This is a genomic window from Hymenobacter sp. 5516J-16 (assembly GCF_022919335.1).
GTDB classification, from domain to species: domain Bacteria; phylum Bacteroidota; class Bacteroidia; order Cytophagales; family Hymenobacteraceae; genus Hymenobacter; species Hymenobacter sublimis.
Genome location: NZ_CP095058.1, coordinates 1,554,353 through 1,579,733, shown reverse-complemented (window position 1 = coordinate 1,579,733; position 25,381 = coordinate 1,554,353). Strand labels below are relative to the sequence as shown.

Below are 25,381 nucleotides of genomic sequence, written 5' to 3'. Positions count from 1 at the left end.
GTCTAGGCTACCGTTTCCGTCTGTTACCTTTGCCTTCCTATGTCGCAGAAGATTGCCGCTACCATCGACCACACGCTGCTCCGGCAGGATGCTACCCCCGATCAGATTACGCAACTCTGCCAGGAAGCAGCCGCGCACCATTTTGCTAGTGTATGCGTGCCGCCGTGCTACGTGCGCTTTGCCGTGGGGCAGCTGCTGAATACGGGCGTGCCCGTGTGCACAGTAATCGGGTTTCCGCTGGGGTATTCTTCCTCGAAAGTCAAATTCTTTGAGGCGCATCAGGCCCTGGCGGAAGGTGCTACCGAGCTGGATATGGTCATTAATGTAGGCGCGCTTAAGGCCGGCCGGCTGGCAGAGGTGGAAGAAGAAATTGGGCAGCTAGCGGAGTTGTGTCACCTGCGCGGGCCATTCTGAAGGTGATTATTGAAACGGCCCTGCTCACCGAGGACGAAATCATAACGGCCTGCCAGCTCTGCCAGGAGGCGGGCGCCGACTTCGTGAAAACGTCCACCGGCTTTGCCAGCCGCGGCGCCTCTGTGGCGGACATCATGCTGATGCGCCGCTCTCTTCCCGGCAGCATCCGGATCAAGGCTTCAGGCGGCATCCGCACCCGCACGGCCGCCCTGGCCCTGCTGGCCGCCGGCGCCGACCGGATTGGCTCCTCCAACAGCCTGACTTTGCTGCAAGAAAACTCCCATGAAACATCCGCTACGTAACGTGTTGCTGCTGTCTGCTTTATTTTCCCTGGGAGCCTGTGCTTCCTCCGGCCCCGGCGCACCCGCCAGTACGAGTGCGGCGGATACCACGCGCCGGGCTCCCACCACTGCCGCCCAGGCCCCACTGTCCCCGCCGAAGACTTGAGCCGCTACCGGCCAGTTTTTGCGGCTCCGAAAGCGCCCGTTGCCGCGCCCGCCGGGCCCGCCCGCGTGGTGGCGCCCACCAACCACGTAACCCCCAGATTGAGCAGCGCCTGCGCGACCAGGCCTTCACCAACCAGAACGTGAAGTATGCCCAGGGCTACCGCATTCTGGCGTACGTGGGCTTGCAGAAGGAGCAGGCCATGGCCGTGCGCCGGGCCGTTATCAGCCGCTGCCCGAGGAAACCGATTACCTGGGCTACAAGCAGCCCATTTTCCGCCTCTGGATTGGCGACTACCTTACCCGCCTGGAGGCCGAGCAGGCCCTGTTGCGCATCCGGCCGCTGGCTCCCAAGGCCGAGCTAGAGTCGGCCCAGGTGATTATCAACAAGACCACTTTCTAGCCGTGGCGCTGGTCCGGGAGCTGCACTGGGACGAGCTGGACCTGCTGCAGGGGCTAGAGGTGGTGCCCACGGAGGGTAGTGGGGGCGGCATTCATTCTCAAGTTGAGCAGGACGGGCTGCGCCTATTGGTAACTCTCTGGCCCCACGCTGGGGTAGTAGACGTGACGCTGCTGCAGGTGAATACGAAAGCAGTTTTGCTTGATTTTACGGTGGCCGTGCGCGGGCGAATTCGCTACAACAACGACCAGCGTGGCCACTACCTGGAGTTTCCGGACTGCGTGTTGGTGAGCCGAATTTCTTTCTCCATTGAGCAGGATGAAGCCGCGTTCAACCCCAATACCGTGGGCCGTTCCATGCTCCTGACGGTGCGCCCGCACCTGAGCGTTTTATTTGAATAGACCTGTTTCCCATTCCTGGCATATGCTGCACCTGATTCCGCGCATCAAAACCCTGGCGGCCGAAATGGCGGCCGAAACCGTCGCCCTGCGCGAGCACCTGCACGCCCACCCCGAGCTGTCGTTCCAGGAGCACCAGACGGTAGCTTTCGTGACCGAGCAGCTCCGCCAATTGGGCCTGCCCACCCAACCCATTGCCAATACGGGCGTAGTGGCGCTCATTGAAGGGCGCAACCCCGGCTCCCGCACCGTGGCCCTGCGCGCCGACATGGATGCCCTACCCATTACGGAGCAAAATGAGGTAGCCTACAAATCGACGAATCCGGGCGTGATGCACGCCTGTGGCCACGATGTGCACACCTCGTCCCTGCTGGGGGTAGCCCGCATTCTGGTGCAGCTCCGCGAGGAGTTCGAGGGCACGGTGAAGCTGATGTTTCAGCCCGGCGAGGAAGTGCTACCCGGCGGCGCTTCGCTTATGATTCAGGAAGGTGTATTGGAAACCCCCGGCCGGCCAGCGTGCTGGGTCAGCACGTATTTCCGCGTCTGCCGGCCGGCAAAATTGGCTTGCGTGCCGGCCGCTACATGGCCAGCACCGACGAGCTGTACCTGACCGTGCGCGGTAAGGGCGGCCACGGAGCCATGCCGGAACAAAATATTGACCCCGTGCTGGTAGCGGCCCACCTTATTGTGGCCGCCCAGCAGATTGTGAGCCGCCGAGCCAACCCCAAGCTGCCTTCGGTACTGTCGTTTGGGAAGGTCATTGCCCAGGGTGCTACCAACGTCATTCCCAACGAAGTATACCTGGAAGGCACTTTCCGGACGCTGAATGAGGAATGGCGCAACGAGGCCCACGAGCATCTGCGCCGCCTGTGCGAAGGACTGGCCGAAAGCATGGGCGCCAGCTGCGAGCTAGAAATCCGTAGGGGCTACCCCTACTTGGAAAACGAGCCCGCCCTCACGGCCCGCACTGAGCAGGCCGCCGTGGAGTACCTGGGCCGCGAAAACGTGGTGGAGCTGGACCAGTGGATGGCCGCTGAAGACTTCGCCTACTTCAGTCAGGCCACCAGCGCCTGTTTCTACCGTTTGGGCACGGCCGCCGTAGATGGTAGCAGCCGCTACACCTCTTCAGTCCACACCCCAACATTTGATATTGACCCCCAGGCCCTGGAAACTGGCCCGGCCTCATGGCCTGGCTAGCTGTGCGTGAATTGGCTGAAAAGTAGTAGCCTGTGTAAGATACAATAACTAATCTCCTTCCATCTGGGGCACAGCGAACGGCCTCTACCAAGATTAACCCAAAGAATTAATCTTGGTGGAGGCCGTTCGCTGTGCCCGCCTATATGGTCTGACATGCAAATCAAGGTGGTAGTATATTGCTAACCAAGGCATTAATTTATTCTATGTATTAAGAGCTGATGGTAGCAGATACAACACTAATCTGGAAGGTTAAAAAAACTAAGTTGGGGCTTGAATCTACCGTGGATGGCTGCAGTAGTTGGATGCGTTACATGGTGTCAATGTCAAAAAGGCATAGCATCGGTCAGGTAATAAATTGCGTTTGGATGCTTGTAAAGCCGATAGTGGCTTTGATCTGATAAAGATGTCATTTGCCTCTATTGTGAAATAAGACAAGTTGTCATAATAATTTAGCTTTTAGCGTTTGGTATAGATTTTATAGAAGTAGGGTGTGTCCGACTAGACACTAGAACACATTACCACTAACGCTAACTTCTATTTTACCATGGCAACGCTTCTGTATAACAATCTGCCCGCTTTGCGTCCTACCCGTGCTATTAGCTCGGTATTAAATGAAATGCTGCGTGATACGCTGCCTACGCAAGCGGCTCCTTCCCAGAGCTTTATTCCCCAGGCCGACATTGTAGAGTCGGAGCAGGGCTTTGAATTGCACCTGATGCTGCCCGGCGTAGCGAAGGAAAACGTGAAAATCGACTTCCAGGAAGGTAAGCTAACCGTAACGGGTGAGCGGAAAGCCCCGGAGGCAGCTGAAACCGGTCCTAAGTTCCGCCGCGTTGAGTCCGGCTACGGCACCTTTACCCGTACGTTCCGCCTGCCTGATACGGTTGACGTAACCGCTATTGAAGCCCAGCTTCAGGACGGAGTACTCCGCCTGACCATCCCTTCGACAACAAAAAGGTGACCAAGCACCACATTGAAGTACGCTAACTGCGGCATCAGGAAAAAAGGCACCGCGCATTGGTGCCTTTTTTCTTGCCCTCCGTGTTACTACATTAACCGCCGGGCGGTAACCGCATCCTGAGGCAGAAATAATCTACCAACGGGTCGTTTTTATCCTCCAACAGACATGCAACCGGACACCATCTGCCGGGCATCTAGCGTTAAGTAGCAACCAGTAATTGCCCTGCCTACCTCGGAGCCGCTAGGTTATGGTTCGCTCACGATTCTGTTGTATTTTCAACTCGACATCTTTCATCTCACCTCTTTCTTACCCATGCAAGCAAAACAAATGATGCTCGGTCTGCTCGGTTCCGCCATTTTGGGCGGAGGCGTGGCTGTGGGTGGGTACAAGCTGCTGGAGCCGGAGCGTGGCCTTGCGCCCCAGGCCGTAGCCGCCGACCCGAACGTTCGCTATACCAGCGAGTTGCGTAACAGCACGTATACGGTACCCGAGGGCTTAAATTTTACCGCCGCGGCGGCTTCCGTGACGCCGGCCGTTGTGCACGTCATGACGGAGTACGCGCCTAAGGCTTCTGGCCAGGGTGATATGTCGCGCATGGACCCCTTCCTGCGGCAGTTCTTCGGCGACGATTTAGAGCAATATCATGGTCGGGGCCGCCAGCAGGGGCCACAGCAGGGCTCTGGCTCGGGCGTTATCATTGCCGCGAACGGCTACATCGTCACGAACAACCACGTGATTGAAAAGGCTGATAAGATTGAGGTGGTGATGGACGACAAGCGCAAGTTCCAGGCGGAGCTAGTAGGCGCCGACCCCAACACTGACCTGGCCCTGCTGAAAGTAAAGGCTGATAACCTGCCCTTCGTGCGCTACGGCAACTCCGACAACGTGAAAGTAGGGGAGTGGGTACTGGCCGTGGGCAACCCGTTCAACCTGAACTCTACCGTTACGGCCGGCATTATCTCGGCTAAAGGACGGAACATCAACATCCTGCGCCGCGAGGATAACATGGGCATCGAGTCGTTCCTGCAAACGGACGCAGTGGTAAATCCCGGTAACTCGGGTGGTGCCTTGGTTAACCTGAACGGCGACCTGATCGGCATTAACTCTGCCATTGCCTCGCACACGGGTTCGTTTGAAGGCTATTCGTTTGCCGTACCCAGTTCCATTGTGAGCAAGGTGATTGACGACCTGCTGAAATACAAGACGGTGCAGCGGGCTTTGCTCGGCGTACAGATTCGGGAGGTAGATGCCCAATTGGCCTCCGAGAAGAAGTTAGCCTCCTTGAACGGCGTGTATGTAATGAGCCTGGGCAAGAACAGCTCAGCTGCTGACGCCGGCTTGCAGGAAGGCGACATCATCACGGAAATCAACGGAGTGAAAGTGAATACCTCCTCGCAGCTGCAGGAGCAAGTAGCCCGCTTCCGTCCCGGCGACAAAATCAAGGTTAGCTACCTGCGCGGTACTGATGCTCGCGTATCTACTGCTACGTTGCGCAACTCCACCGGCACCACCGACATTGTGCGGGAAGAAGTAGCTACGGCGCTGAAGTACGAAGGCGCTACCCTGGCCCCCGTAACCCGCCAAGAGCAAAGCAAGCTGGGCATTGATGGCGGCGCGAAGATCAACGGCGTGAAAAGCTCCAACTTCCGGGAAACTGGCATTGCTGATGGCTTCATCATCACCCGTATTGACAAGAACAAGGTGTCTAAGCCCCAGGACGTGCAGCGCTACCTCGAAGCCGCCAAAGAAACGGACGGCGCCCTGGTGGAAGGTGTGTACCCCGACGGCCGCAAAGCCTATTACCCCATCGGTCAGGCGCAATAACCTGCTCGTTGCTATTCCGTAAAAAGCCCCTCCGCTGCGTAGCGGAGGGGCTTTTTCGATTTTATCAACCTACTGAAGCAACCTAGTTGGTTGCATTGCTAGGGCGAGCATCTACGCTGGTTCTTTTACCCAAGCTATGGCCTGGCCTTCATCGATGAACAGCCGCAACTGGTAAGGACGCTCAGCGGCCAAGCCAAAGGCCAAGAACTGCTGCTGCGTGGGGTCAACTTCGTAGACGCTGAGCCGGGCCGGGGAACACAGAACGGCAATGCGCAGAAGCTGCGGGGCCAGTTGGGCGGCGGCTTGCAGATAGAACTCGTGCGTTGTCCAGTGTCCGATTTCAGGGTCAAGCTGGTCACGGCGGCGCACATCCAGCAGCCAGCGGCCTAGCTGGTGCTGAGACGCCGCGGCTAGAACCGCGAAATAGTCGGCCCGCAGTTGCGAAGGCGGGCATCAGCGGCCCACCGAGCCACCAGGATGCCCAAATCGGGGCGCGGGTGATGGTACAAACGGTAGTAGGCATGCGTGAAAGATAGGCTGTCTATGGCCGAGCGGCAGCAGGAACGATGCTTGTTAAGCAGGGTGTAACCACTGGATGGCGTCGGCCTCGTTTAAAAACACCCGCAGCCGATACGGTTGCGCGGGGTCCTGGGAACGGATAATAGCCGCATGCTTAGCCGCCGGCTCCAGTTTGATAGCTTCGAGGCGAGTTGGCGAAATAAGGTAGGCCACCAACAGCTGGGCAGGTAGCAGGGCGGTAGCTGCCGCGGGCAAAAATGTATCGGCCATCCAAGCAGAGTTTTCGGCCTGCACGGCCACGCGCCGGCGCACATCCACCAGCCAGTGCGCTGCGCCCTGCTGCTGGGCTAGCTCAAGTGCGGCCTGGCAGCCTATTTGAACTTCCGGAAGAGTAGCGTCGCGCAGCCAGCGCAACGTAAGAAGGCGTAAGTCGGGGCGGTGGGCAAGTTGTAGATAATCGGAATAGGGGGCAGACATGGAGGGCAGGCAAGGTAGCGCGGGTCAAAAATACATACTGCCCGGTTATGGCGGTAATTGGCGCGGCCGGGTACAGGAGGTGTGGGCGCGCCGGGCCGGTGGCCGCGGTAATAGCACCACGCGGGTGTTAGTTTTTATACCTTGTTTTGCAAAGTAAGCCGCTGCTTTAGGCCAAGTAACAGCTACCAAGCCCTGAGCCAAGCGCCAGCTTTCCACCGCACCTTCCCCCCAACCCTTACATATTCCACATGAAACAAGCCCTCGAAGAAGCTCTGGCTACCGGCACCGACGTGCAGGAACACGACCCCACGGTATTCAGCAAGTTCTGCGCGAGCTGGGCGTGGAAGCTCGCAATGCAGCCTGGAGTACGGGCCTGCAGTGGGGCGGCGCCAGCAATGAGCACACCCGCACCATTCACTCGCCCACGGATGGCCACCCGATTGGAACGGTAGCTTTTGCCACCCCCAGGAGTACAACACGGTAGTAGAGCAAGCCCAGGAAGCGTTTAAAACTTGGCGCTTGGTGCCAGCCCCCAAGCGTGGGGAAATCGTGCGGCAAATTGGCAACAAGCTGCGCGAAAACAAGGAGGCCCTGGGCAAGCTGGTCAGCTACGAAATGGGCAAAATCCTGCAGGAAGGCCTGGGCGAAGTGCAGGAAATGATTGACATCTGCGACTTTGCCGTGGGCCTCTCCCGGCAGCTGCACGGCTTTACCATGCACTCGGAGCGGCCGGCCCACCGCATGTACGAGCAGTATCACCCGCTGGGGGTAGTCGGCATTATTTCGGCCTTCAACTTTCCGGTGGCCGTGTGGAGCTGGAACGCCATGCTAGCTGCCGTGTGCGGCGACGTGTGCATCTGGAAGCCCTCCGAAAAAACTCCGCTGGTAGCGGTAGCCGTGCAGCACATCCTCAAGGATGTACTCCGGGAAAATGAGCTGCCCGAGGGAATCTTCAACCTCATCATTGGCGATGCGGAAATTGGAGCCGCCATGGCCGCCGATACCCGCGTGCCCCTGGTGTCGGCTACGGGTAGCACGCGCATGGGTAAGAAGGTAGGCGAGGTGGTGGGCGGCCGCCTGGGCCGGGCCCTGTTGGAGCTGGGCGGTAATAACGCCATCATCCTTACGGAGCACGCCGACCTGGACATGGCCATGCGGGCTGTGGTGTTCGGGGCCGTGGGCACGGCCGGGCAGCGCTGCACTACCACCCGCCGCCTCATCATCCACGAGCGTATTTTCGAGGACGTAAAAGCGCGCCTACTCAAGATTTACCCCAACTTGCCCATCGGCCACCCCTTGCAGGACGGCAACCTGGTCGGCCCCCTGATTGACAAGGCCGCTGTTGAATCATTTAGTCAGGCGCTGGCTGCGGTGCAGCAGGAGGGTGGCACGCTGCTGATAGGGGGCGAAGTGCTGGCAGGAGCTGGCTACGAAACCGGCACCTACGTGAAGCCCGCACTGGTAGAAGCCTGCAACGAGTACCACACGGTGCAGGAAGAAACCTTCGCCCCAATTCTCTACCTAATTAAGTACAGCGGCGAGGTAGAAGAGGCCATTGCCATCCAGAACGGGGTGCGCCAAGGGCTGTCTTCCAGCATCTTCTCCCTGAACATGCGCGAAACGGAAACCTACCTCAGCCACGCCGGCTCCGACTGCGGCATTGCCAACGTCAACATCGGCACCAGCGGGGCTGAAATCGGGGGAGCTTTCGGGGGCGAGAAGGAAACTGGCGGCGGCCGCGAGTCCGGCTCCGACGCCTGGCGCATCTACATGCGCCGCCAAACCAACACCATCAACTACAGCACGCAGCTACCCCTGGCCCAGGGTATCAAGTTCGACGTGTAGGTATCGTGCGGACCGCTTGAAAAGCCTGCTCAGCACTACACTGAGCAGGCTTTTTTTATTAATCGGCTATTTCAATGTCGCCGTGGCCTTTTCCCAGGAAGGCGAGCTGTTCTGGTTCGTACAGAACGTAGTACATGCGGTAGGTCTCCCCTTTTTTGTACTTGTCATCTGTGAAGCTTACACTGAACCCGCTCAAGCCAGTTTGAGGATTCCACGGTGTATTGCGAGAAGCAATGTTGCCTTCCTGCATCACTTTATATTTCCGGTTCACAATGACAAAGCGGATTTGGGTTCCCACGCTTACCTGACTTGCCAAATCAAAACTATAACCAAAGGTGCTGAATTGCTTTACTGGATTAGGATAAAATCCAAACTGTTGATTGGTCACAAGTCGGGATTTAGTACCATCAATGCCCACCGGTAGGTCTTTGAATAAGTCCTTTTCCTTGTCATTCCATTTGTCATCAAGCTTCCAGTCCGACTCATCAACATGCCCATTCGGAACGTTGGCAATGGTCTTCTCCGTTACACCGCTTTCATCTCCAAAATCTATCTTCTCGCAGGATGATGTTAAGCCGACAGTGAGTAGCAAACCCAGGCTGATATGATGCAGGCGCATACTAATAGTGAAATAATAGATGAGCAAAAACAAATGGAGCTCCAAGATAAGCTATGAGCAGTGAGATGGCAACCCGGTGCAACCCTGCCCGCGGCCCACTGTCTTTCACTTGCTTACCTGAAGAGCACCTGTCGTTTTTGCCCGGAAAGTTGGATATTTACGATTCTTCCGTTTCCGAACTCCCGCCAACCCAGCCGCACCCTATGGAGGCATTTTCGTATACCGATATCAACGCCCCGCTAGTTGAGCGGTGCCGCCTAGGCGACCGGCGGGCTCAGGCCGAAATTTACAAGCGCTACTCCAAAGCCATGTTCAACGCCTCTTTGCGCATCACCGGCGACTATGCCGAGGCCGAGGATGTGTTGCAGGAGTCGTTTCTGAGTGCCTTCCGGGAGCTGCACAGCTATAAAGGCGACTCCTCGTTCGGCTCTTGGCTGAAGCGCATCGTCATCAACAAAAGCATTAACTGCCTGCGCAACCGGCGCCTGCAGTTGGTGCCCCTGGGCGACCAGCACGACGGGGCCGCCCCAGACCACGACGACCATGGTCCCGACATGGAAGACTTAGGCTGGCGCGCCGACGTAGTGCGGCGTTGCGTGCAAGAGCTGCCCGATGGCTACCGGGTGGTGCTCTCCTTGTACTTGCTGGAAGGGTACGACCACGCTGAAATTGCCGGTATTCTCAACATCACTGAATCCACTTCGAAGTCGCAGTACAGCCGCGCCCGTAAGAAGCTCCTGGAGCTAGCTCGCCAGCACGGATTGTAGTACTAGCGCCCCGATTTATCCCCGACCTGATGCTGCCACTGTTGTTGGTCGCGCTGGCCCACCCCCATTCAAGACCAGCTCGCCGCGCTAAACAGCAGCCTGCCCATTACCACCTGACATGAACGAGAAGAAAACCGGACTGGAAGCCTTTGTTGAGCGCCACCGCGCCGACTTCGATGTGTTCGAGCCGCGCCCGAATCTGTGGGACGACATTGAGCTGGAACTAACCCTTCCGGAAGCTGCTGAGCAAGTAGCTCCCCTAAAAGTTGTGCCCCTGTACGCTCCCCAGCCCACGGAAACCACCGCCGCTTCGCTGGCCCCGGATACCGCCGTGCGTTCGGCTCGCCCCTATGGTATTGCAGCGGCTGTTGCGGCCCTGCTCATGGTGGGCGGTTGGTTCTGGCAGCATAGCTCTGAGGCTACCCACTGGACGCGAAACAACCAGGTAACTGTAGCCCGCCCCGCCACAGCAGCTTCTGAAGAGCCGCCGCTGGCAGCATCCTCGGCTGGGCTGCTGGCCACGCCCGCCACCGCTGGGCCAGAGCAGCGACTGGCCGGTGCCGTGCATCGCATGGAAACGTACTACGCTACCCAAATTACGGAACGCCAGCAGGAACTACAGGCTTTAGACAAGGAGGCGCCGGCCACGGCCCCGCGGGCCGATTGGCAGCAGGAGCTCAAAGGCCTCGACTCTACCTACCAGCAGTTGCGCGCTGAGCTGTACCGCAACCCGGAGCCGGAAGTGGTGCTGGACGCCATGGACCGCAACCTGCAAATCCGGCTGGATTTGCTGAATCAGCAGCTACGCACCCGGGAGCAGATCCGCGACTATCATTCCCAACCCTTTATAGCGACGGAGAGCCGCCGAACTCCCTAGGTTATGCACCGTTCTTTGCTTTCCGCTAGCCACGTAGGGCGCCTGTTGGCCCTCACTGGGGTATTGGGTGTGGCCGGCGGCCCTGCCTGGGCTCAGCTATCAGCAACTCCCGACCATACCACGGTACATTACGAGCAGCCTACTGTAACGACTTCGCTTGGCGCTGCTGAGCAGGGTAGCCCGCTAGACGCGCGGCAGAGCAGCGGTCAAGGGCCCCAAGATGAGGCGCAGCCTACTCCAGCGGTGGAAAAAGTGCGCAAACTTAGCCGAACGTTTCCGGCCAGTGCCACCAAGCTCTACACCCTGGATACCCGTTACGGTCGGGTGCAGGTGAACGTGTGGAACCGGGCTGAAATCCGCACCGACGTGGACATCATTACCCGCGCTGAAACGGAAGAGAAAGCCCAGCAGCTGCAGGATATGATTCAGGTGCAGCTCCAGGACCAAGACCCCGCCACCGGGGGCATCACGGCCCGTTCCCGCTTCGGAGCCATGCCCCGGGAGTGTTGGAGCCGCACCAAGCTCTACGAGGTGAATTACACCGTGTGGGTGCCCAAGGATACGCCCCTGGCCCTGCACAACACGTTCGGCGAAATCAGTCTGACCAGTGACCTGACCGGGGCCACGGAGCTAGCCATTGAGTACGGCAGCCTGCGCACGGCCCGTTTGGAGGGACCCCGCAACTCCATCCGGGTCGGTAACGCTCAGTGCGCCGTGCCCTACGCCCGCCGCGTCACCGTAGATGCGTCATACTCCAAGCTGCGCCTGGCGGAAGGCGGCACCGTGGAGCTGCGCAACAATTACTCCGATATCGACATTGGCTCGGTGCAGGACCTGACGGTGCACAGCAAGTACGGCGACGTAGTGCTGGGTACAGTACGCAACCTGCGGGGTAGCTCGGGCTTCTCTAAGTTCAGCATTGATAAGCTCAGCAACCAGCTAGACATGAAGCTCCAGTACTGCCCCAGCTTTGAAGTGCGTAGCACCGGCAAAAACTTTCGGCAGATCAACGTGGACGGGGGCTACAGCACCATTCTGCTCAACTTCCCGGACGGAGCCGGCTTTAACTTTGATGTCAATACCGACCACGGCAAGCTGTTGGTAGACAAACGGTTGGTGAGAGTTGATTCTGAGGAAAGCAGCCCCTCTACTACCGATATGCAAGGCAGCTTCGGAGCCGTACAAACTCGCAGGGCAGGCAACGTCAATATCAAAGTGCGCTACGGCAACGTGAGCTTCCGGCGCTAGGCGTTTACGCTCACGAAACACAACGTCCAAAAGCCAGGAGGCGAACGGTAAACTTATTTACTGTTCGCCTCCTGGCTTTTGGGCGTGTCACGGGCGGGCAGCGGCTGGCAATGTGGCGTACACCACTGCCGCGCTGGTTATTGGTGAGCTGCCGGAGTTGGAGCTCCGCCGCAAAAGCCTTACCTACGAGTACTAGCGCTAACCATGAACTCAGTTTTCGAGGCCGCTACCTGAAAGGGCAAGGCTTCCCTAAAAGGCCCTAACTTCCGCCCAACTCATCCTCAAGGCCATGACTACCCAACCCCTTGCGCCCGACACTGGTCGGATGGAAAAATTCTGCCGCGACATCAGCAACCCCCTGAAGCTGCGGCTTTTTATGCTGCGGCGCCTGCCCATGGCTTACTTGGCCGGGCTGCGGGTAGCGGAGCTGACGCCGGAACGAGCTACCGTCACGGTGCCGTATAAGTATCTTACCCAGAACCCGTTCCGAAGCATCTATTTTGCCTGCCTGAGCATGGCTGCCGAAATGGCCAGTGGCCTGCTAGCCATGATGCACGTGCAAAGCGGCTCACCGGTTTCTATGTTGGTAGTAGGGCTGGAGGCCGAATTCAACAAAAAGGCCGTGGGCCTCATCCGCTTCACCAGCGCAGACGGGGCCGCCATTGGCCAGGCCATTGCTGAAAGCCGCGCGACTGGCGAGGGCCGGACGGTCGTATGCACCAGCACTGGCCTAGACCAAGCCGGCGACGTAGTGGCCACGTTTCGCATCACTTGGTCGTTCCGGGCAAAACTAAAGTAAAGTTGAGGTGCGAGGGTAGCAGGTAGTAATCAGTAACTATACCTGATTCTTTTAGCTGGCGAAGGAAAAATTATGGGCGGCCGATGTGGAATAGAGTACTGGTTAGCATCCAGTAGCAAAGCCTTCCTCCCGCAACCGTTTCTGCGTACTTCTTTTCCCCAGAGGAGGTGCATGCGGGTAGGTAGAAGACGGACCATAACCTCCCTTCTAGTATGAAGATCATTCTAATGCTTGTGCTACTGCTGCTTATTCAAGCATCCGGCGCGAAAGCCTGCTCCTGCGTTGACAGGGGCGGTTCTGAGAAGCAGAAAATTGCGGCGGCCTACCAGCAGGATGCCCTGATATTCGTGGGACGGGTAACGGGCGTGGAAACCATTGTAACAACCGACACGGTGCAAGTATCGGACCGGGGGCCGGTTGAGCAGCGCATACGCCTGATCCGGCGCGAAACGTTACGCTATACCTTGGCCGTGGCGCGGCAGTTCAAAGGCCAACCTAGCGGACCCATCGTTTTTGTATCCACTGAAACGCAGGGCTCCGCGTGTGGCATACGGTTCAACGTGGGCTCCACGCAGTTGGTGTATGCATTCCAGGTCAGCGAAAAAGCTTCGCTGTATGGGGGGCGCCCACACCTATTGCCCCTTATTTTGCTACCAGCATCTGCAACCGCAGCCAAGAACTCCGAAGCGTCAGATCTGCCGAGTTGAAGCAATTGGCCAAGTTGGCAAAAGCCGATTAACGCCCGTTTTGCTTACTCTTCCCGCAGGCTTTCCTTGGTGATGACGTCGACTAGGCCGTCTTCGCTGACTACGATGGCTAGGCAGGGGTAGGGGGAGCTGTCGACGTAGCGAATGGCGGAGTTGTAGCGGGCCCCGCGGGTGCTGGTGCCGTGGCCAGAAGCCTTGCCATCGAGAATGACGCCGATGGAGTAACAGTAGCCTTCCGGGTCGAGGAGCACGGCTCCGTCGATGGCCGTGACCAGGCGCGTGATTAAGGGCGTCAGCGGCACGGGCTCAATCAGGGTGCATTGTAGCTTGAGGCGGTCGGCTTCGGCCAGGGCTTCGGTGGTAATAACGAGCAGGGTGCCGTGCTTCTGGCGGCTGGCTTCTACTACCACGTCCCAGAGTCGCTCTATTTTGACGGGGTCGGTGAGCTGGAATATGTGCTTTAAGTCGCGGCGGAAGCGGGCCCGGTGCAGGCGGGTGCGCGGCAGGCTGGGCATGCCGTAGTGGGCGCGCATGAGCACTTGCCCCCCGTGCTGAAACTCCCAGGCGTAGTGGTTCACAAAGTTGATAACAAACAGGTCTTCCCGGCTGGCATCGTACTGGCCCACTTGGCGACCCAGGGCGTACACATTTTCGCCATCGGCTAGCAAACTCACGTCGGGGGTAGTCATTTCGAGCAGCTTACGCACGGCCCGGTAGTCGGTGAGCGGGGTAGGGCAGGTGAGGGCGAATACCTCCGAGAGGTTGGGGTGGCCGCGCCGGGCCAGCACCACCTTGCCTACCCCTTCGGCCCCCTCGTAACGCAGGGAGGAAATGGTATTGCAGGTGGTGAACAGCTTGGCCGCGGCCGGGTTGGTGCCCAGGTCCTGGGCCGGCGTATCCATAAACAGCTTGCCGGCCGAGCGAATAATCTCGTCGGTGTCGCGGGGGCGCACCAGCAGGCCGGAGCCGGGCTCGGGCTCGGTCAACGATTTCAAGCATTCCTCGTGAAAGCGCAGCACCGCCGCCATCAGCAGGGAGTGCGAAAGCAGGCGGCCATCGGTGTAGTACCGGTTTTTCTGGAGGGTAGGGTAGGCCTGCATGGCCTTGCGGTTGAGGCGCAGCACCGGCACCACGGAGTGCTGGTTGATGGGTACGGGCGCCCCGGCAAAGTACAGGTAACGGGAGCCAATGGCCAGCTCATCCAGTACTTCCTGCACGGCCTGACGCAGCCCCAGGGCCGTTTGCTTGCGCTGAATCATTTCCTCGCTCATCAGCTCCCGGTCGGGTGAGTTCCAGGGCTGCAGGTAGCGGTAGTACCGGCCGCGGGCCTGGGCCTCGGCAAAAGCCTCCGAGTTCAGTCCGCAGTCGATGGGCTCCAGGCACACCGGCACGGCTTCCACGGCCTCGTCTACTTCGGCCGGCAGGGCCAGCAGCATCACGTAGGGAGCCAGGTCCTCGTCCAGGGCATCGAATATGCCTTGCGCCACGGTTTGCGCCGCCTGCCGGAAGCGCGTTTGGTAGGGCCAGATAGAAAAGCTGGTGGGCAAGGGTAGCGGCGTGCCAAAGGCAACGGGCGGGGCGGAAAGCAGCGGCAGGGGGGAAAGCATAACGGAAAGAGAAAGTCAGTTCTACGCCAGGGCCAGACCTGAACTTGCCAGCCTGGGTACTCTAGGCTGACGCACACAAGGAGAAACTACTTTAAAGAGACCAATAACCGCCCCAACGTTGCCTGCAAACGCGCAGCCGATAGGCTATATTCTGCGGAAGCACCAGAAATAGGGTCGCGGCAACGAGTAAAGGGTAAGTACCGAAAGGGCTAATAGAAAATCGTTATTCGGCCGCAGGTATGGCCACGTGTTCCGCCGAAGTACTCCCGGCCCCGTGTCGCGCTTACCACGAAAGCCCAAGCGGATAACCTGGCCGGCGCATGGTATAACCGCTGAAAAGTTAAAATGCTTTCTGACCTGCTAGCTGCTACCTAGCTCAAGCAAGACAAACCGCTTCGCCCTTCATATGCAGGGCCCTTATGCAGAGGCTACGCCAGAGCAGCTCTAGCGTCGCCTCTGCATAACGCGCGAGGTACTTTTCAAACCAGCCTTTTACCTGAAGTTCACAGATTCTAAAGCGTGTGGATAGTAGGGTAGTACCTAGAAACCATCAGGCAGAGCGTGGCTAGGGCATGACGGGCTTCTACGTATTACCCGCGCCCGCTAAAGCGTGAATACGATCGGCAGCACCATTTTCTGCTTTAGGGGCTGGCCTTTGTAAGAAGCGGGCTGCCACTTGGGGGCAGCTTTAATTAGCCGGATGGCCTCTTCATCAAGGCCCGAGCCCAGGCGCTTCACTGGCTTGATTTCCGTCAGGGAGCCGTCTTTTTCCACTACAAACTCCATCATCACGCGTCCTTGCACCTTGCGTTGGCGGGCTAGGGCCGGGTACTTCTGGTTTTGCTGAATCCACTCGAAAAACGCATCGGTGCCACCCACGGGCCGGGCCGGCGAATCGGGCGCTACCACCTGGGTAGTAACGCCGGCCGGGGCGGGCGCGCCGCCAGCCGCCGTAGCAGCCCCCGCCTCCCCCGGAATCTGGAAGCTGATGGGCACCGACACCCGCTGGCGCACCACGCCTCCGCGGTGCTGGGCGGGTGTCCAGCGCGGGCCGCCCTTAATCAGCCGGATGGCCTCCGCATCCAGGGCCGGGTTAACGGGTTGGGCTACGGCCACGTTGGAAATCGAGCCGGTTTTCTCTACCACGAACGTTACCGTAACGGTGCCTTGTACGCCGGCTTGCAGGGCCGCCGTGGGGTACTGCTGCTTGTCGGCCAGGTACTGGGCGTAGGCCTCTAGCCCGCCCAGGGGCACGGCCGGCTGGGCCACGGCATCATAAATTTCGTTGGCCGCGGGCTGCTTAGGGTATTTTAACTTCTGCTGAGCAACCGCGGGGGCCGCCATGGCCAATACACCGGCCAGCAGCAAGGGGCGAAAAGCGTGTTTCATGGAAAGAAGCAAGGGAACAGAAACCCAGTTGGCACAACAACCGCACCAGCCTAAGGCGGAGTTTCGGCTATCTACGAAAAGCGGCGCTTTTCGGTAGCTTTGGCCTGATGGCACCTGACTTAACTTCCGCTCCCCATAACTCCCTGCGGGCTCCCGAGCCGGTGGGCCTGTACCCCCACGCCCGCCGCGCCGGCAACCTGCTGTTCTTGTCGGGGGTAGGCCCGCGCCAGCGCGGCCAGGCGCAGGTGCCCGGCGTAGAGCTGAACGAGGACGGCACCATCCGGCGCTACGACTTCGAGAGCCAGTGCCATGCCGTGTTCCAAAATGTGCGCTACATCCTGGAAGAAGCCGGAGCCCGGTGGGAAGACCTCGTGGACGTTACCGTGTTCCTGACCAACATGCAGGCCGACTTTGCCACCTACAACCGCCTCTACGCCCAGTATTTCCAAAGTAACCAGCCCTGCCGCACCACCGTCGAAATCAACCGCCTACCCACGCCCATTGCCATTGAGCTCAAGTGCATTGCCGTGGTGGCGGGGTAGGAACCTGATATGGATACAGCAACGTGAACAACTACTTTATAACAAGTTTTCTGGCTCTTATACTGTCGGCCGGAACGGGTAGTGCGCAGCCCAGTTCCGGGGCCCAACCCGCCTTGAAACCTACAGCTTGGGCTGCCGCCGCGGCTGTGGCAGGTGATTATGAAGGGACCTTAGGGGGCAAATACCCGTTTCGACTGTCCATTACTACCCAGCAGGGCCGCCAGCAGGTAGCCGGCTGGTATTACTACCTAAGTCAGCAAAAACCTATCTGGCTGGATGGATATGTAACGCCCGCCGGCGACCTGTGGCTAGGCGAGGTAAACCTGGACCGCCCCGAACTGACGGAGCGTTGGGATGGGAGCCGCCAGCCCCGGCAGCCATTCGCGTATTTCCATTTGCGTCGGGCGGCTGCGGGCACGCTGGCCGGCACTTGGCGGGCGGCCAAATCGGAACGGCAGCTGCCCGCCCAACTGACGAGCTACCGCAGCACCGGTTTTGCCGAGAAAGCGCACGTAGCAGAGCAAACCTATTTTGGGGAGTATACCGAGCCTGTATTTACCGTGCCTGATTTCCGCGTGTCAGAGAAGTTGTGGGCCGCTTTTAATGTAGTGGACATGGCCAATATGACCTGGGAGGAGCTGCAGGAAGAAGCGAAAGCGCGAAGGGCAGGGGAAATACGCGGTTACCTGGGTACTGATGCAACAGTGACCTACAACGACTTGGGCCTGCTGAGCGTGTGGCTACGAAGTGAGCAAATAACGGGGGAGGGCAGCTGTTTGCCCGAATGTGGTCGGTGGTGATGGACCTGCGAACCGGTGAGCAGCTGACCGATGAAATTGACCCTGGCAAACAGACCGCGTTTCTGGCCATCTGTGAGCAGAAGCTGCAACGAGAAATCAGCCGCTACCTGCACGAAAACCCGCAGGACTCCACTGATACCGCCGGGCTGCGCAATCAGCATATCGATGCGCAGCATCCACCCACTGACCTGCACATAACCGCTGACAGCGTAACCTTCCACCACGCAGTAGACTACGATGGCATGACCCACTTCGTGCGAAGAGATATGGAGTATGAATTTCGGCTGGCTTTTAGCTTTGCTGAATTGGCGCCGTTTCTGAAACCCGCCAGCCCCTTGCACCGGCTGCGCAAGCCCTAGCCCTACCTCCTCTCGGGCCTGCGTACCTTCGCCGCCTCACCCGATCCTGTTGCTGTGCCTGCTTCTACTGCTTTCCGTTCGCTTTCTATTCCGCCCGCCGAGCTATTCCAGGAAAACCTGACTCACTACACCGAGCGCGAAAACTACTTTGCCGGCCGGCACCGGCTGGTAGCCCTGGTGCGGCTGCTGGTGTTTGTGGGGCCGCCGCGGGCGTGTGGGCGTTGTTTAGCCAAGGCAAGGTAGGGGCCGGCTTTGTGGTTATTCTGGTGGCCTATCTCGTATTTCTGGGACTGGTGCGCTGGCACAATACCGTAGGCTATCAGCGGGAACACCAGCGCCTGCTGGCCCAACTCAACCGCGACGAAATAGCTCGGCTGGAAGGCAAGCTGGCTGGCTTCGACCCCGGCCTGCGCTACCTGGATGCCCAGCACGCCTACGCCGCCGACCTGGACGTATTCGGGGCCCACTCCTTGTTTCAGCTCCTGAACCGCAGCACCTCCCGCCTGGGTCAGGACTGGCTGGCCGGCTGGCTGCTGGCGCCTGGTCAGGCCGCGGTGCTGGGGGAGCGGCAGCAGGCCACCACCGAGCTGGCCCCCGATGTGGCTTGGCAGCAGGAGTGGCAGGCCCGGGCCCGGCACTACCCCCGCCAGGAATCGGACCCGCGGCAGTTTGCGGCTTGGCTTCGGGAACCAGATTTCTTCACTGGTAAAAGCTGGTTGCTGCCCTTGTTGGTGCTATTGCCGGTAGTAGCCGTGGCCGCCATCGTCGTCGCCCTGAACGGCCTGGGCACTTGGCCGCTGCTGGTGCTACTGCTAACCACGGCCCTGAATGCCCGTTTCAGCAGCCTCCGCGCCGAATACTACCAGCACGTAACCACCATGCGCGACGCCCTGCGTGCAGCCCACGACCAACTGTCCTTGTTCGAGGCCGGGCAGTGGCAGAGCCCGGCCCTGCGCCGCCTGCACCGCACCCTGCACGCCACGGGTGGGGTAGCAGCGGCCCGGTTGCTGGAGCGGCTGTCGGGGGTGGCGGGCTGGTTTTCGGCCCGGCAAAATCCGGCGGTGGCGGGCCTGCTGAATACGGTGCTGCTCTGGGATTTGTGGGGCATGTGGCAGCTAGAGCGTTGGAAGCGGCAGCTGCAGCATGGCCTGGAGCCCCTGCTAGAGGCTGCCGCCGAGCTGGACGCCCTCGTGAGTTTGGCCGCTTTCCGGGCCGCCAACCCAACCTTTGCCCAGCCCGAGGTAGCGGCCGCACCCCTGACGGTAGTAGCCGAGGCCATGGGCCACCCGCTGCTGTTCGCCGAAACGGGTGTACGCAACGACTTTCGCACGGAAGGCGCGGGCCAGACGGTGGTTGTGACGGGTTCCAATATGGCCGGTAAAAGCACGTTTCTGCGCACGGTGGGCCTGAATTTGGTGCTGGCCCAGGCAGGCGCGGTGGTGCCAGCACACACCTTTACCTGCGGACCCGCCCAAGTGTACACCGCCATGCGTACCAACGATAACCTGGCCGAAAGCACTTCCTCGTTCTACGCTGAGCTCAAGCGCCTGCGCCTACTCCTGGACCTGACCGCGCCCACTAGCCAAACCACTGCGCCGAGCGGGCTGCCGGTTTTCTACCTGCTCGATGAAATTCTAAAGGGCACTAACTCCGAAGACCGTCACCGCGGCGCACGGGCCCTGGTGCACCAGCTGCGGCAGCGCGCCGCCAGCGGCCTTATCAGCACCCACGACCTGGAACTGGCGGCTCTGGAAGAGGAACTGCCCGGACACGTGCGTAACGTGAGCTTCAACAGCTTCCTGAACCCCGACGGTACCCTGCGCTTCGATTACCACCTGACGCCCGGCGTGTGCCGCTCGTTTAACGCCAGCCAGCTCATGCGCCTGATGGGTATTATGCTGGATTGAAAAGCGTAATGGGCAAAATCACTGATTTAAAACAGGCCGTTAGGGCAGGGCAAGATGGCCTCTTAACCGATTACCCTACTACCCCAGTCCGGGCTAAATAGTGGAGCTGCGGATAGCTGCAAGAGCGCCTGAATTCGTAGAAGGCCGCGAAGACCCCGCGTTTAACATGAGGTTAATGCGCGGTTTCTACCTTCCGTTTCATTTGCGTTAGCCCTAACTCCTTCTGCGTGTACATTCGCGAAAACCTCCGCCTACACATTATCTGGAAGCTCGGCTGGAAGTCGGTCACGATTTTTACCGTGTACAGCCTGCTGGTATGCCTGGTGTACGGGCCACTGAACTTCCATTCCGTGGCCATTCCGTGGCAGCCGGTAGCTACCCTAGGTACGGCCGTTGCCTTCTACATCGGCTTTAAAAACAACGGCTCCTACGACCGATTCTGGGAGGGCCGTCAACTCTGGGGTGGCATCGTGAACAGCAGCCGCACCACGGCCGTCCAGATTCTGGAGTTTATTACCTCCGTGGTTGATGCACCCGGCCTGGACATGCCCCCGCCTCCGCCGAGGAGCTGACCGGCCGCCACCGCCGCATGGTGTACCGGCAAATTGCCTGGTGCAATGCCTTGCGCATTCATCTGCGCCGCCAGCCGGAGCAGTGGGACACCGCCGTAGCTCCTTTCCTGGAAGAAGAAGAATCAGAATACCTGCGCGCCACGGCCAACCCACCCGCTCAAATTGTGCGCCAGCAGGCCGCCGAGCTGCGGCGGCTACGCGAGGAGCGGGGCCTGCTCAACGACTTCCAGCACGTGACCATGATGAACACGCTGGAAACGCTCTACAACCTGCAAGGCGGCTGCGAAAGAATCAAGAACACGCCCTTCCCGCGCCAGTACGCCTTCTTTAGCATGGTGTTCGTGTACTTGTTCACGGCCTTGATGCCGCTGGGCCTGGTGATGGAATTTGCCAAGCTTGGCCCGGACCACATCTGGCTGACGGTGCCGTTTTCGGTGATGGTGTCCTGGGTATTTGCTACCATCGAAACGGTGGGCCACAACAGCGAAAATCCCTTCGAAAACAACATGAACGACGTGCCGATGACGGCCATCTGCCGCTCCATCGAAATTGACCTGCGCCAGATGCTCGGCGAAACCGAAGTGCCGGCCAAGCTGGAGCCGGTAGAAGATATTCTGTACTAAGGGCCGCGTCCACGCGTGTCATGCCGAGCCCAAGCGAGGAATCTGTAGTTACCATGCAACGGTTTACCTCAGATTCCTCGCTTGGGCTCGGCATAACACGTTTTTATCCAAGCTCAACCTTAACCCCAGCCCAAGCCCCGGCGTACCTGTGGAGGACTTCCATCCTGAACCAGACCCCACGCCGCTATGCCTACGCCCAACCCTACCCAGACTTCCGGTGCTACCATTTCCTCCTGGTTTGGTACTGCCGCCCCACTGCCATCGTTTGAGCCCCTGCGGGAAAACCTGACGACCGATGTAGTGGTAGTAGGTGGTGGTATTGCCGGCCTCACCCAGGCTTATTTGCTGGGGTTGGAAGGCAAAAAAGTGGTGCTCCTGGAAGACGGTGAGTTGGCCAGCGGTGAAACCGGTCGGACTACGGCCCACCTCAGTTTCGCCCTCGACGACCGGTATACAACCCTGGAGGACCTGTTCGGCAAAGACGGGGCTCGCCTGGCCGCCGACAGCCACCGCGCCGCCGTGGACCGCATCGAGCAGATTGTTAAAAAGGAAAAGATTGACTGCGACTTTACGCGTCTGCCGGGCTACCTGTTCCTGCCCCAAAGCGGAACTCCTAAGGAGCTAGATGATGAGCTGGAAGCGGCCCACCGCGCCGGCCTTACCGATGTAAAGCGCCTACCCGATGCTGGGACCCAGGGTTTCCAAACAGGCGAGTGTCTGGTATTTCCTAACCAGGGGCAGTTTCACATTTTGAAGTACCTGCGCGGGGTAGCGCAAGCCATTGAAAAGCAGGGTGGTCGGATCTTTACCCGCACCCACGTGACGGAAGTGCACGGCGGCTCCCAAGCCCGGGTGGTGACTACCGGCGGCCACGAAGTGCGGGCCCAGGCCATTGTAATTGCCACGAATACACCCTTCAACGACCGGGTAGTGATGCACACCAAGCAGCACCCCTACCGCACCTACGTTATTGGGGCGCGGGTGCCCAAGGGCTCCGTCACGAAGGCGTTGTACTGGGACACTGCCGACCCCTACCACTACATCCGCCTGCAAGAAGTTGAAAACGAGGACTACGACCTCCTCATCGTAGGCGGCGAGGACCACAAAACCGGCCAGGAGCCCGACCCGAGGAGCACCTGCGCTGCCTGGAGTTCTGGACCAAAGCCAACTTCCCCACCGCCGGGCAAGTGGACTACCGCTGGTCGGGGCAGGTGATGGAGCCGGTGGACGGGCTGGCCTACGCCGGCCGCAATCCGCTCGATGAGGACAACGTCTACATCATCACCGGCGACTCGGGCCACGGCATGACCCACGGCACCCTGGGCCCCATCATCATCACCGATCTAATTGTGGGCCGAGAAAACCCCTGGGCCTCGCTCTACGACCCCGGCCGCGTGACCGTAAAGTTTGAGTCGGTGAAGGAGTACGTGAAGGAAAACGTGCAGGTAGCCGCCGATTATGCAGAGCTGCTAACCGGCGGCGACGTGAAAACGGCCGAGGAGGTAACGCCCGGCTCCGGGGCTATTATTGGCCGGGGCCCGCTAAAAGTTGCCGTTTACAAAGACCCCCAGGGCCAAGTGCACGAGTGCTCGGCCGTGTGCCCGCACCTGGGCTGTATTGTGCACTGGAACAAGCTGGAAACGAGCTGGGACTGTCCCTGCCACGGCTCCCGCTTTGATGCCTACGGCAAGCTCATGAACGGCCCGGCCAATTCCGATTTGGCACCCGCGGAGTAGGGCCCATGTCGTACCTTGCACCCCTGAACCGAAGCTGGTGCGTATAAGCCGGGTGTAACTTTCGGGGTAGCCACCATGGATGAACGGATCCGTTCCTTTCAATACTTTTTCACTAGTCAGGAATTTTCGGATGGTCTGCGGACCACGCTTTCCATTCTGCTGCCCGGCCTGGTGCTGGGTCTGTACGGCGACTTAGTTGACGGGCTAACGGTGTCGTTGGGGGCCGTGTGCGTAAGCCTCACCGATACGCCGGGCCCGATGGTGCACAAGCGCAACGGCATGCTGGCTGCCACCGCCCTGATTGGGATTATGGCATTGGTGACGGGGTTTCTCCACTCTTACCCGGCCTTGCTGGGGTAGAGGTTGTGGTCTGTAGCTTTATTTTTACCATGCTGCTGGTGTACGGCAACCGGGCCGGCGCCGTGGGCACGGCCGGGCTGCTCATCATCATTCTGATGCTGGACCGGCCCCTGAAACCGGCGGAAATACTACCCTACGCGGGCATGGTAGTGGCCGGCGGGCTGTGGTACCTGAGCGTGACCATGCTGCTCTACACTTTGCGCCCGTACCGGCCCGCCCAGCAAGCCCTCGGCGACTGTATTCGGGCCATTGCGGATTTCCTGCGCCTCAAGGCTGAGTTTTACCGCACCGGCACCAACCTGGAAGCCGACTACCGCCGCCTGGTAGCCCAGCAGGTGACGGTCAGTGAAAAGCAGGATGCTGTGCGGGAGTTACTGTTCAAAACCCGGCAGTTGGTCAAGGAAACTACCGGCACCGGCCGCCGCCTCGTGCTCACGTTCGTGGACGTAATAGACCTCTACGAGCAAATTACCATCACCTACCACGACTACGCGGCCCTGCATCAGCGCTTCGAGGCTACCGGCGTGCTCGACGATATTGCCCGCGAAATTGAGGAGCATGCCGCCGAGCTAGAAAACATCGGGTTTGCTATTCAGGCCAACCACGGCTACTCGGCTCAGCGCAACCTGCTGGCAGGCTTGGAAAAGCTCAAAGCACAGATTGACGCCCTCGATGACCCCAAGCGCCCGGGGCACACGCTCATGCTCAAGAAAATTCTGGTGAACCTGCGCAACCTCAGCCAGCGCCTCCAGGATATTCTGGCCTACTTCGATGCCAACGCCCCCGCGCCTTCCGGCCGGGAGCTGGAGTTTGGCCGCTTCGTAGCCCACCAGAGCTTCGACCTGAAGCAGCTCCGCGACCATCTGACGTTGCAGTCCAGCATTTTCCGCCACTCAGCGCGCATGTTTGTGGCCTGCCTAGTAGGTTTTCTGGTAACCAAAGTGCTACCTGGCCACCACAGCTACTGGGTGATTATGACCATTACCTACATGCTTAAGCCTGCCTTCAGCCTCACCAAGGAGCGCAACGTGCAGCGCGTGCTTGGTACGTTGGGTGGGGCGCCATTGGGGCCTTGGTGCTCTGGCTGATTCCCGACCGCACGGTGCTACTGGTGCTGCTGGTGCTGTTCATGCTGGTGTCCTACAGCTTCGTGCGCATCAACTACCTGGTCACCGTCACCTTCATGACGCCCTTCATCCTGATTCTGTTCAGTTTTCTGGGTTGGGCTACGTGCAGGTAGTGGAGGAGCGGGTATTTGATACGGTGCTGGGCTGCCTGATTGCCTTTCTGACTGGCTACTTGCTGTTTCCCAACTGGGAGTCGGGCCAATTGCACGACCACCTCAAGGCCGTGCTGCGCGCCAATCTTCACTACCTCCGTACCCTGCAGGAAGCCTTGGTCGGCTCGCCCGTGGCCCTGGTCGACTACAAACTGGCCCGCAAGGATGTGTACGTCAGCTCGGCCAACCTGGGAGCGGCCTTCCAGCGCATGATGTCCGAGCCGCGCGGCAAGCAGCACCGGCCTACGGAAGTCCACGAATTTGTGGTGCTCAACCACATTCTCTCCTCCAACGTGGCCTCGATTAGCTCCGCCATGCTGGCCGGAGAAATGCGCCCAGGCCTACCTGCTGCCAGCCTTAAAGCCCTGCGCCAGGCCCAGCAGGCCCTGCACCGCAGCCTCCGCCGCCTCGACCCCCAGGAGCCCGAAGTTGTGCCCACCGAACCTGCCACCCCCACGCCGCCCGCCATGCCCGACGCCCAGCTCAACGAGCAGCTGGAGTTTATCCAGAAAGTCAGCAGCGACATTAGTAAGGTAACGGAGTCGGTACTACGGTAACGTATGTTGTTCTATGACAGCTACGAGTTACGACCCTCCGGTAGAGCCAACCCCTCTGGAAAAATCTATTCTAGAGTGGCTAGTTGATTTTCACGCAGTACCCGGTCTTTCAGAGCAGGTTGGCCTTTGCCGGGTAAGCGTCCGCGAAGACAGCG

Annotated in this window: 27 protein-coding genes and 3 pseudogenes; 25 read left to right on the top strand and 5 right to left on the bottom strand. The window is 59.5% G+C overall.

Going from position 1 to position 25,381, the window contains the following annotated elements:
• The first annotated feature begins 39 nt into the window (after nt 1-39).
• The 7 genes and pseudogenes from deoC (MUN84_RS22890) (at nt 40) to MUN84_RS07710 (ending at nt 5,637) form a co-directional block, all read left to right on the top strand.
• Nucleotides 40-414, top strand: a complete 375-nt coding sequence (gene deoC, locus MUN84_RS22890) for a deoxyribose-phosphate aldolase (protein WP_262920669.1) — start codon at nt 40-42, stop codon at nt 412-414.
• On the top strand, nt 390-716 hold the full coding sequence (gene deoC, locus MUN84_RS22885) for a deoxyribose-phosphate aldolase (protein WP_262920668.1): 327 nt from the start codon (nt 390-392) through the stop codon (nt 714-716). The genes deoC (MUN84_RS22890) and deoC (MUN84_RS22885) overlap by 25 nt, the downstream gene beginning before the upstream one ends.
• Nucleotides 717-754: 38 nt before the next feature.
• Nucleotides 755-1,222, top strand: coding sequence for a hypothetical protein (locus MUN84_RS07730; protein WP_244697349.1), 468 nt, complete (start codon nt 755-757; stop codon nt 1,220-1,222).
• A gap of 40 nt (nt 1,223-1,262) precedes the next feature.
• The gene (locus MUN84_RS07725; protein WP_244697348.1) at nt 1,263-1,658 is read left to right on the top strand and encodes a hypothetical protein; all 396 of its coding nucleotides are present in this window, start codon (nt 1,263-1,265) and stop codon (nt 1,656-1,658) included.
• A gap of 22 nt (nt 1,659-1,680) precedes the next feature.
• Nucleotides 1,681-2,878 (top strand): annotated as a pseudogene (locus MUN84_RS07720) (M20 metallopeptidase family protein).
• A 518-nt stretch (nt 2,879-3,396) separates the two neighbouring features.
• Nucleotides 3,397-3,813 (top strand): Hsp20/alpha crystallin family protein, encoded by a 417-nt coding sequence (locus MUN84_RS07715; protein ID WP_244697347.1) that lies wholly within the window; start codon nt 3,397-3,399, stop codon nt 3,811-3,813.
• Between the two features lie 312 nt (nt 3,814-4,125).
• Nucleotides 4,126-5,637, top strand: a complete 1,512-nt coding sequence (locus MUN84_RS07710; RefSeq protein WP_244697346.1) for a Do family serine endopeptidase — start codon at nt 4,126-4,128, stop codon at nt 5,635-5,637.
• A gap of 111 nt (nt 5,638-5,748) precedes the next feature.
• On the opposite strand, the gene MUN84_RS07705 is transcribed toward MUN84_RS07710, so the two are convergent.
• Together MUN84_RS07705 and MUN84_RS07700 are read right to left on the bottom strand one after the other, a co-directional pair.
• Complete coding sequence (locus tag MUN84_RS07705) at nt 5,749-6,006, bottom strand: hypothetical protein (RefSeq protein WP_244697345.1); 258 nt, start codon at nt 6,004-6,006, stop codon at nt 5,749-5,751.
• 204 nt (nt 6,007-6,210) lie between these two features.
• Entirely contained in the window at nt 6,211-6,633 is a 423-nt protein-coding gene (locus MUN84_RS07700; protein WP_244697344.1) for a hypothetical protein, read from the bottom strand.
• Nucleotides 6,634-6,946: 313 nt separating this feature from the next.
• On the opposite strand from MUN84_RS07700, the pseudogene MUN84_RS07695 reads away from it, so the two are divergent.
• Nucleotides 6,947-8,478: pseudogene (locus tag MUN84_RS07695) on the top strand (aldehyde dehydrogenase family protein).
• A 58-nt stretch (nt 8,479-8,536) separates the two neighbouring features.
• On the opposite strand, the gene MUN84_RS07690 reads toward MUN84_RS07695, so the two are convergent.
• Nucleotides 8,537-9,097, bottom strand: coding sequence for a hypothetical protein (locus tag MUN84_RS07690; protein WP_244697343.1), 561 nt, complete (start codon nt 9,095-9,097; stop codon nt 8,537-8,539).
• 203 nt (nt 9,098-9,300) lie between these two features.
• On the opposite strand from MUN84_RS07690, the gene MUN84_RS07685 reads away from it, so the two are divergent.
• From MUN84_RS07685 to MUN84_RS07665, 5 genes are all read left to right on the top strand, one after another.
• Nucleotides 9,301-9,864 carry an RNA polymerase sigma factor gene (locus MUN84_RS07685; protein WP_244697342.1) on the top strand — a complete coding sequence of 188 codons (564 nt, stop codon included), beginning with the start codon at nt 9,301-9,303 and terminating at the stop codon, nt 9,862-9,864.
• A gap of 118 nt (nt 9,865-9,982) precedes the next feature.
• Complete coding sequence (locus MUN84_RS07680) at nt 9,983-10,741, top strand: hypothetical protein (protein WP_244697341.1); 759 nt, start codon at nt 9,983-9,985, stop codon at nt 10,739-10,741.
• 3 nt (nt 10,742-10,744) lie between these two features.
• Nucleotides 10,745-11,989 (top strand): hypothetical protein, encoded by a 1,245-nt coding sequence (locus MUN84_RS07675; protein ID WP_244697340.1) that lies wholly within the window; start codon nt 10,745-10,747, stop codon nt 11,987-11,989.
• Nucleotides 11,990-12,278: 289 nt separating this feature from the next.
• The gene (locus tag MUN84_RS07670) at nt 12,279-12,788 is read left to right on the top strand and encodes a PaaI family thioesterase (protein WP_244697339.1); all 510 of its coding nucleotides are present in this window, start codon (nt 12,279-12,281) and stop codon (nt 12,786-12,788) included.
• 212 nt (nt 12,789-13,000) lie between these two features.
• On the top strand, nt 13,001-13,495 hold the full coding sequence (locus tag MUN84_RS07665; protein WP_244697338.1) for a hypothetical protein: 495 nt from the start codon (nt 13,001-13,003) through the stop codon (nt 13,493-13,495).
• Between the two features lie 44 nt (nt 13,496-13,539).
• On the opposite strand, the gene MUN84_RS07660 is transcribed toward MUN84_RS07665, so the two are convergent.
• Nucleotides 13,540-15,102, bottom strand: a complete 1,563-nt coding sequence (locus MUN84_RS07660) for a DNA integrity scanning protein DisA nucleotide-binding domain protein (protein WP_244697337.1) — start codon at nt 15,100-15,102, stop codon at nt 13,540-13,542.
• Between the two features lie 603 nt (nt 15,103-15,705).
• Nucleotides 15,706-16,491 (bottom strand): energy transducer TonB, encoded by a 786-nt coding sequence (locus MUN84_RS07655; RefSeq protein WP_244697336.1) that lies wholly within the window; start codon nt 16,489-16,491, stop codon nt 15,706-15,708.
• 107 nt (nt 16,492-16,598) lie between these two features.
• Between MUN84_RS07655 and MUN84_RS07650 the strand changes: the two genes are divergently transcribed.
• The 12 genes and pseudogenes from MUN84_RS07650 to MUN84_RS07595 all read left to right on the top strand — a co-directional run bounded on the left by MUN84_RS07650 (nt 16,599) and on the right by MUN84_RS07595 (nt 25,226).
• Nucleotides 16,599-17,033: a RidA family protein gene (locus tag MUN84_RS07650; RefSeq protein WP_244697335.1), complete on the top strand. Its 435-nt coding sequence runs from the start codon at nt 16,599-16,601 to the stop codon at nt 17,031-17,033.
• 113 nt (nt 17,034-17,146) lie between these two features.
• Entirely contained in the window at nt 17,147-17,833 is a 687-nt protein-coding gene (locus MUN84_RS07645) for a hypothetical protein (protein ID WP_244697334.1), read from the top strand.
• Nucleotides 17,830-18,192: a hypothetical protein gene (locus tag MUN84_RS07640; RefSeq protein ID WP_244697333.1), complete on the top strand. Its 363-nt coding sequence runs from the start codon at nt 17,830-17,832 to the stop codon at nt 18,190-18,192. Before MUN84_RS07645 ends, MUN84_RS07640 begins: the two co-directional genes overlap by 4 nt.
• A 54-nt stretch (nt 18,193-18,246) precedes the next feature.
• Nucleotides 18,247-18,435 carry a hypothetical protein gene (locus tag MUN84_RS07635; protein ID WP_244697332.1) on the top strand — a complete coding sequence of 63 codons (189 nt, stop codon included), beginning with the start codon at nt 18,247-18,249 and terminating at the stop codon, nt 18,433-18,435.
• A complete protein-coding gene (locus MUN84_RS07630; RefSeq protein WP_244697331.1) occupies nt 18,405-20,099 on the top strand; it encodes a MutS-related protein in 1,695 nt (564 codons plus the stop codon). Before MUN84_RS07635 ends, MUN84_RS07630 begins: the two co-directional genes overlap by 31 nt.
• 227 nt (nt 20,100-20,326) lie before the next feature.
• Nucleotides 20,327-20,671 carry a bestrophin family protein gene (locus MUN84_RS22880; RefSeq protein WP_262920666.1) on the top strand — a complete coding sequence of 115 codons (345 nt, stop codon included), beginning with the start codon at nt 20,327-20,329 and terminating at the stop codon, nt 20,669-20,671.
• A gap of 17 nt (nt 20,672-20,688) precedes the next feature.
• Entirely contained in the window at nt 20,689-21,294 is a 606-nt protein-coding gene (locus tag MUN84_RS07625) for a bestrophin family protein (protein WP_262920665.1), read from the top strand.
• Between the two features lie 186 nt (nt 21,295-21,480).
• On the top strand, nt 21,481-22,509 hold the full coding sequence (locus MUN84_RS07620) for an NAD(P)/FAD-dependent oxidoreductase (protein ID WP_244697330.1): 1,029 nt from the start codon (nt 21,481-21,483) through the stop codon (nt 22,507-22,509).
• Complete coding sequence (locus MUN84_RS07615) at nt 22,482-23,030, top strand: (2Fe-2S)-binding protein (RefSeq protein ID WP_244697329.1); 549 nt, start codon at nt 22,482-22,484, stop codon at nt 23,028-23,030. The genes MUN84_RS07620 and MUN84_RS07615 overlap by 28 nt, the downstream gene beginning before the upstream one ends.
• Before the next feature lie 75 nt (nt 23,031-23,105).
• Nucleotides 23,106-23,390 carry a hypothetical protein gene (locus tag MUN84_RS07610; RefSeq protein WP_244697328.1) on the top strand — a complete coding sequence of 95 codons (285 nt, stop codon included), beginning with the start codon at nt 23,106-23,108 and terminating at the stop codon, nt 23,388-23,390.
• Nucleotides 23,391-23,419: 29 nt separating this feature from the next.
• Nucleotides 23,420-24,630, top strand: a pseudogene (locus MUN84_RS07605) (FUSC family membrane protein).
• A complete protein-coding gene (locus tag MUN84_RS07595; protein ID WP_244697325.1) occupies nt 24,612-25,226 on the top strand; it encodes an FUSC family protein in 615 nt (204 codons plus the stop codon). The pseudogene MUN84_RS07605 and the gene MUN84_RS07595 overlap by 19 nt, the downstream one beginning before the upstream one ends.
• The last annotated feature ends 155 nt before the right edge of the window (nt 25,227-25,381 follow it).

What these genes read in the sequence shown, in the direction of transcription:
- deoC (WP_262920669.1), top strand. Translation starts at nt 40, where the DNA reads ATGTCGCAGAAGATTGCCGCTACCATCGACCACACGCTGCTCCGGCAG.
- MUN84_RS07715 (WP_244697347.1), top strand. Translation starts at nt 3,397, where the DNA reads ATGGCAACGCTTCTGTATAACAATCTGCCCGCTTTGCGTCCTACCCGT.
- MUN84_RS07710 (WP_244697346.1), top strand. Translation starts at nt 4,126, where the DNA reads ATGCAAGCAAAACAAATGATGCTCGGTCTGCTCGGTTCCGCCATTTTG.
- MUN84_RS07700 (WP_244697344.1), bottom strand. Translation starts at nt 6,633, where the DNA reads ATGTCTGCCCCCTATTCCGATTATCTACAACTTGCCCACCGCCCCGAC.
- MUN84_RS07690 (WP_244697343.1), bottom strand. Translation starts at nt 9,097, where the DNA reads ATGCGCCTGCATCATATCAGCCTGGGTTTGCTACTCACTGTCGGCTTA.
- MUN84_RS07685 (WP_244697342.1), top strand. Translation starts at nt 9,301, where the DNA reads ATGGAGGCATTTTCGTATACCGATATCAACGCCCCGCTAGTTGAGCGG.
- MUN84_RS07680 (WP_244697341.1), top strand. Translation starts at nt 9,983, where the DNA reads ATGAACGAGAAGAAAACCGGACTGGAAGCCTTTGTTGAGCGCCACCGC.
- MUN84_RS07675 (WP_244697340.1), top strand. Translation starts at nt 10,745, where the DNA reads ATGCACCGTTCTTTGCTTTCCGCTAGCCACGTAGGGCGCCTGTTGGCC.
- MUN84_RS07670 (WP_244697339.1), top strand. Translation starts at nt 12,279, where the DNA reads ATGACTACCCAACCCCTTGCGCCCGACACTGGTCGGATGGAAAAATTC.
- MUN84_RS07665 (WP_244697338.1), top strand. Translation starts at nt 13,001, where the DNA reads ATGAAGATCATTCTAATGCTTGTGCTACTGCTGCTTATTCAAGCATCC.
- MUN84_RS07660 (WP_244697337.1), bottom strand. Translation starts at nt 15,102, where the DNA reads ATGCTTTCCCCCCTGCCGCTGCTTTCCGCCCCGCCCGTTGCCTTTGGC.
- MUN84_RS07655 (WP_244697336.1), bottom strand. Translation starts at nt 16,491, where the DNA reads ATGAAACACGCTTTTCGCCCCTTGCTGCTGGCCGGTGTATTGGCCATG.
- MUN84_RS07650 (WP_244697335.1), top strand. Translation starts at nt 16,599, where the DNA reads ATGGCACCTGACTTAACTTCCGCTCCCCATAACTCCCTGCGGGCTCCC.
- MUN84_RS07625 (WP_262920665.1), top strand. Translation starts at nt 20,689, where the DNA reads ATGGTGTACCGGCAAATTGCCTGGTGCAATGCCTTGCGCATTCATCTG.
- MUN84_RS07620 (WP_244697330.1), top strand. Translation starts at nt 21,481, where the DNA reads ATGCCTACGCCCAACCCTACCCAGACTTCCGGTGCTACCATTTCCTCC.
- MUN84_RS07610 (WP_244697328.1), top strand. Translation starts at nt 23,106, where the DNA reads ATGGATGAACGGATCCGTTCCTTTCAATACTTTTTCACTAGTCAGGAA.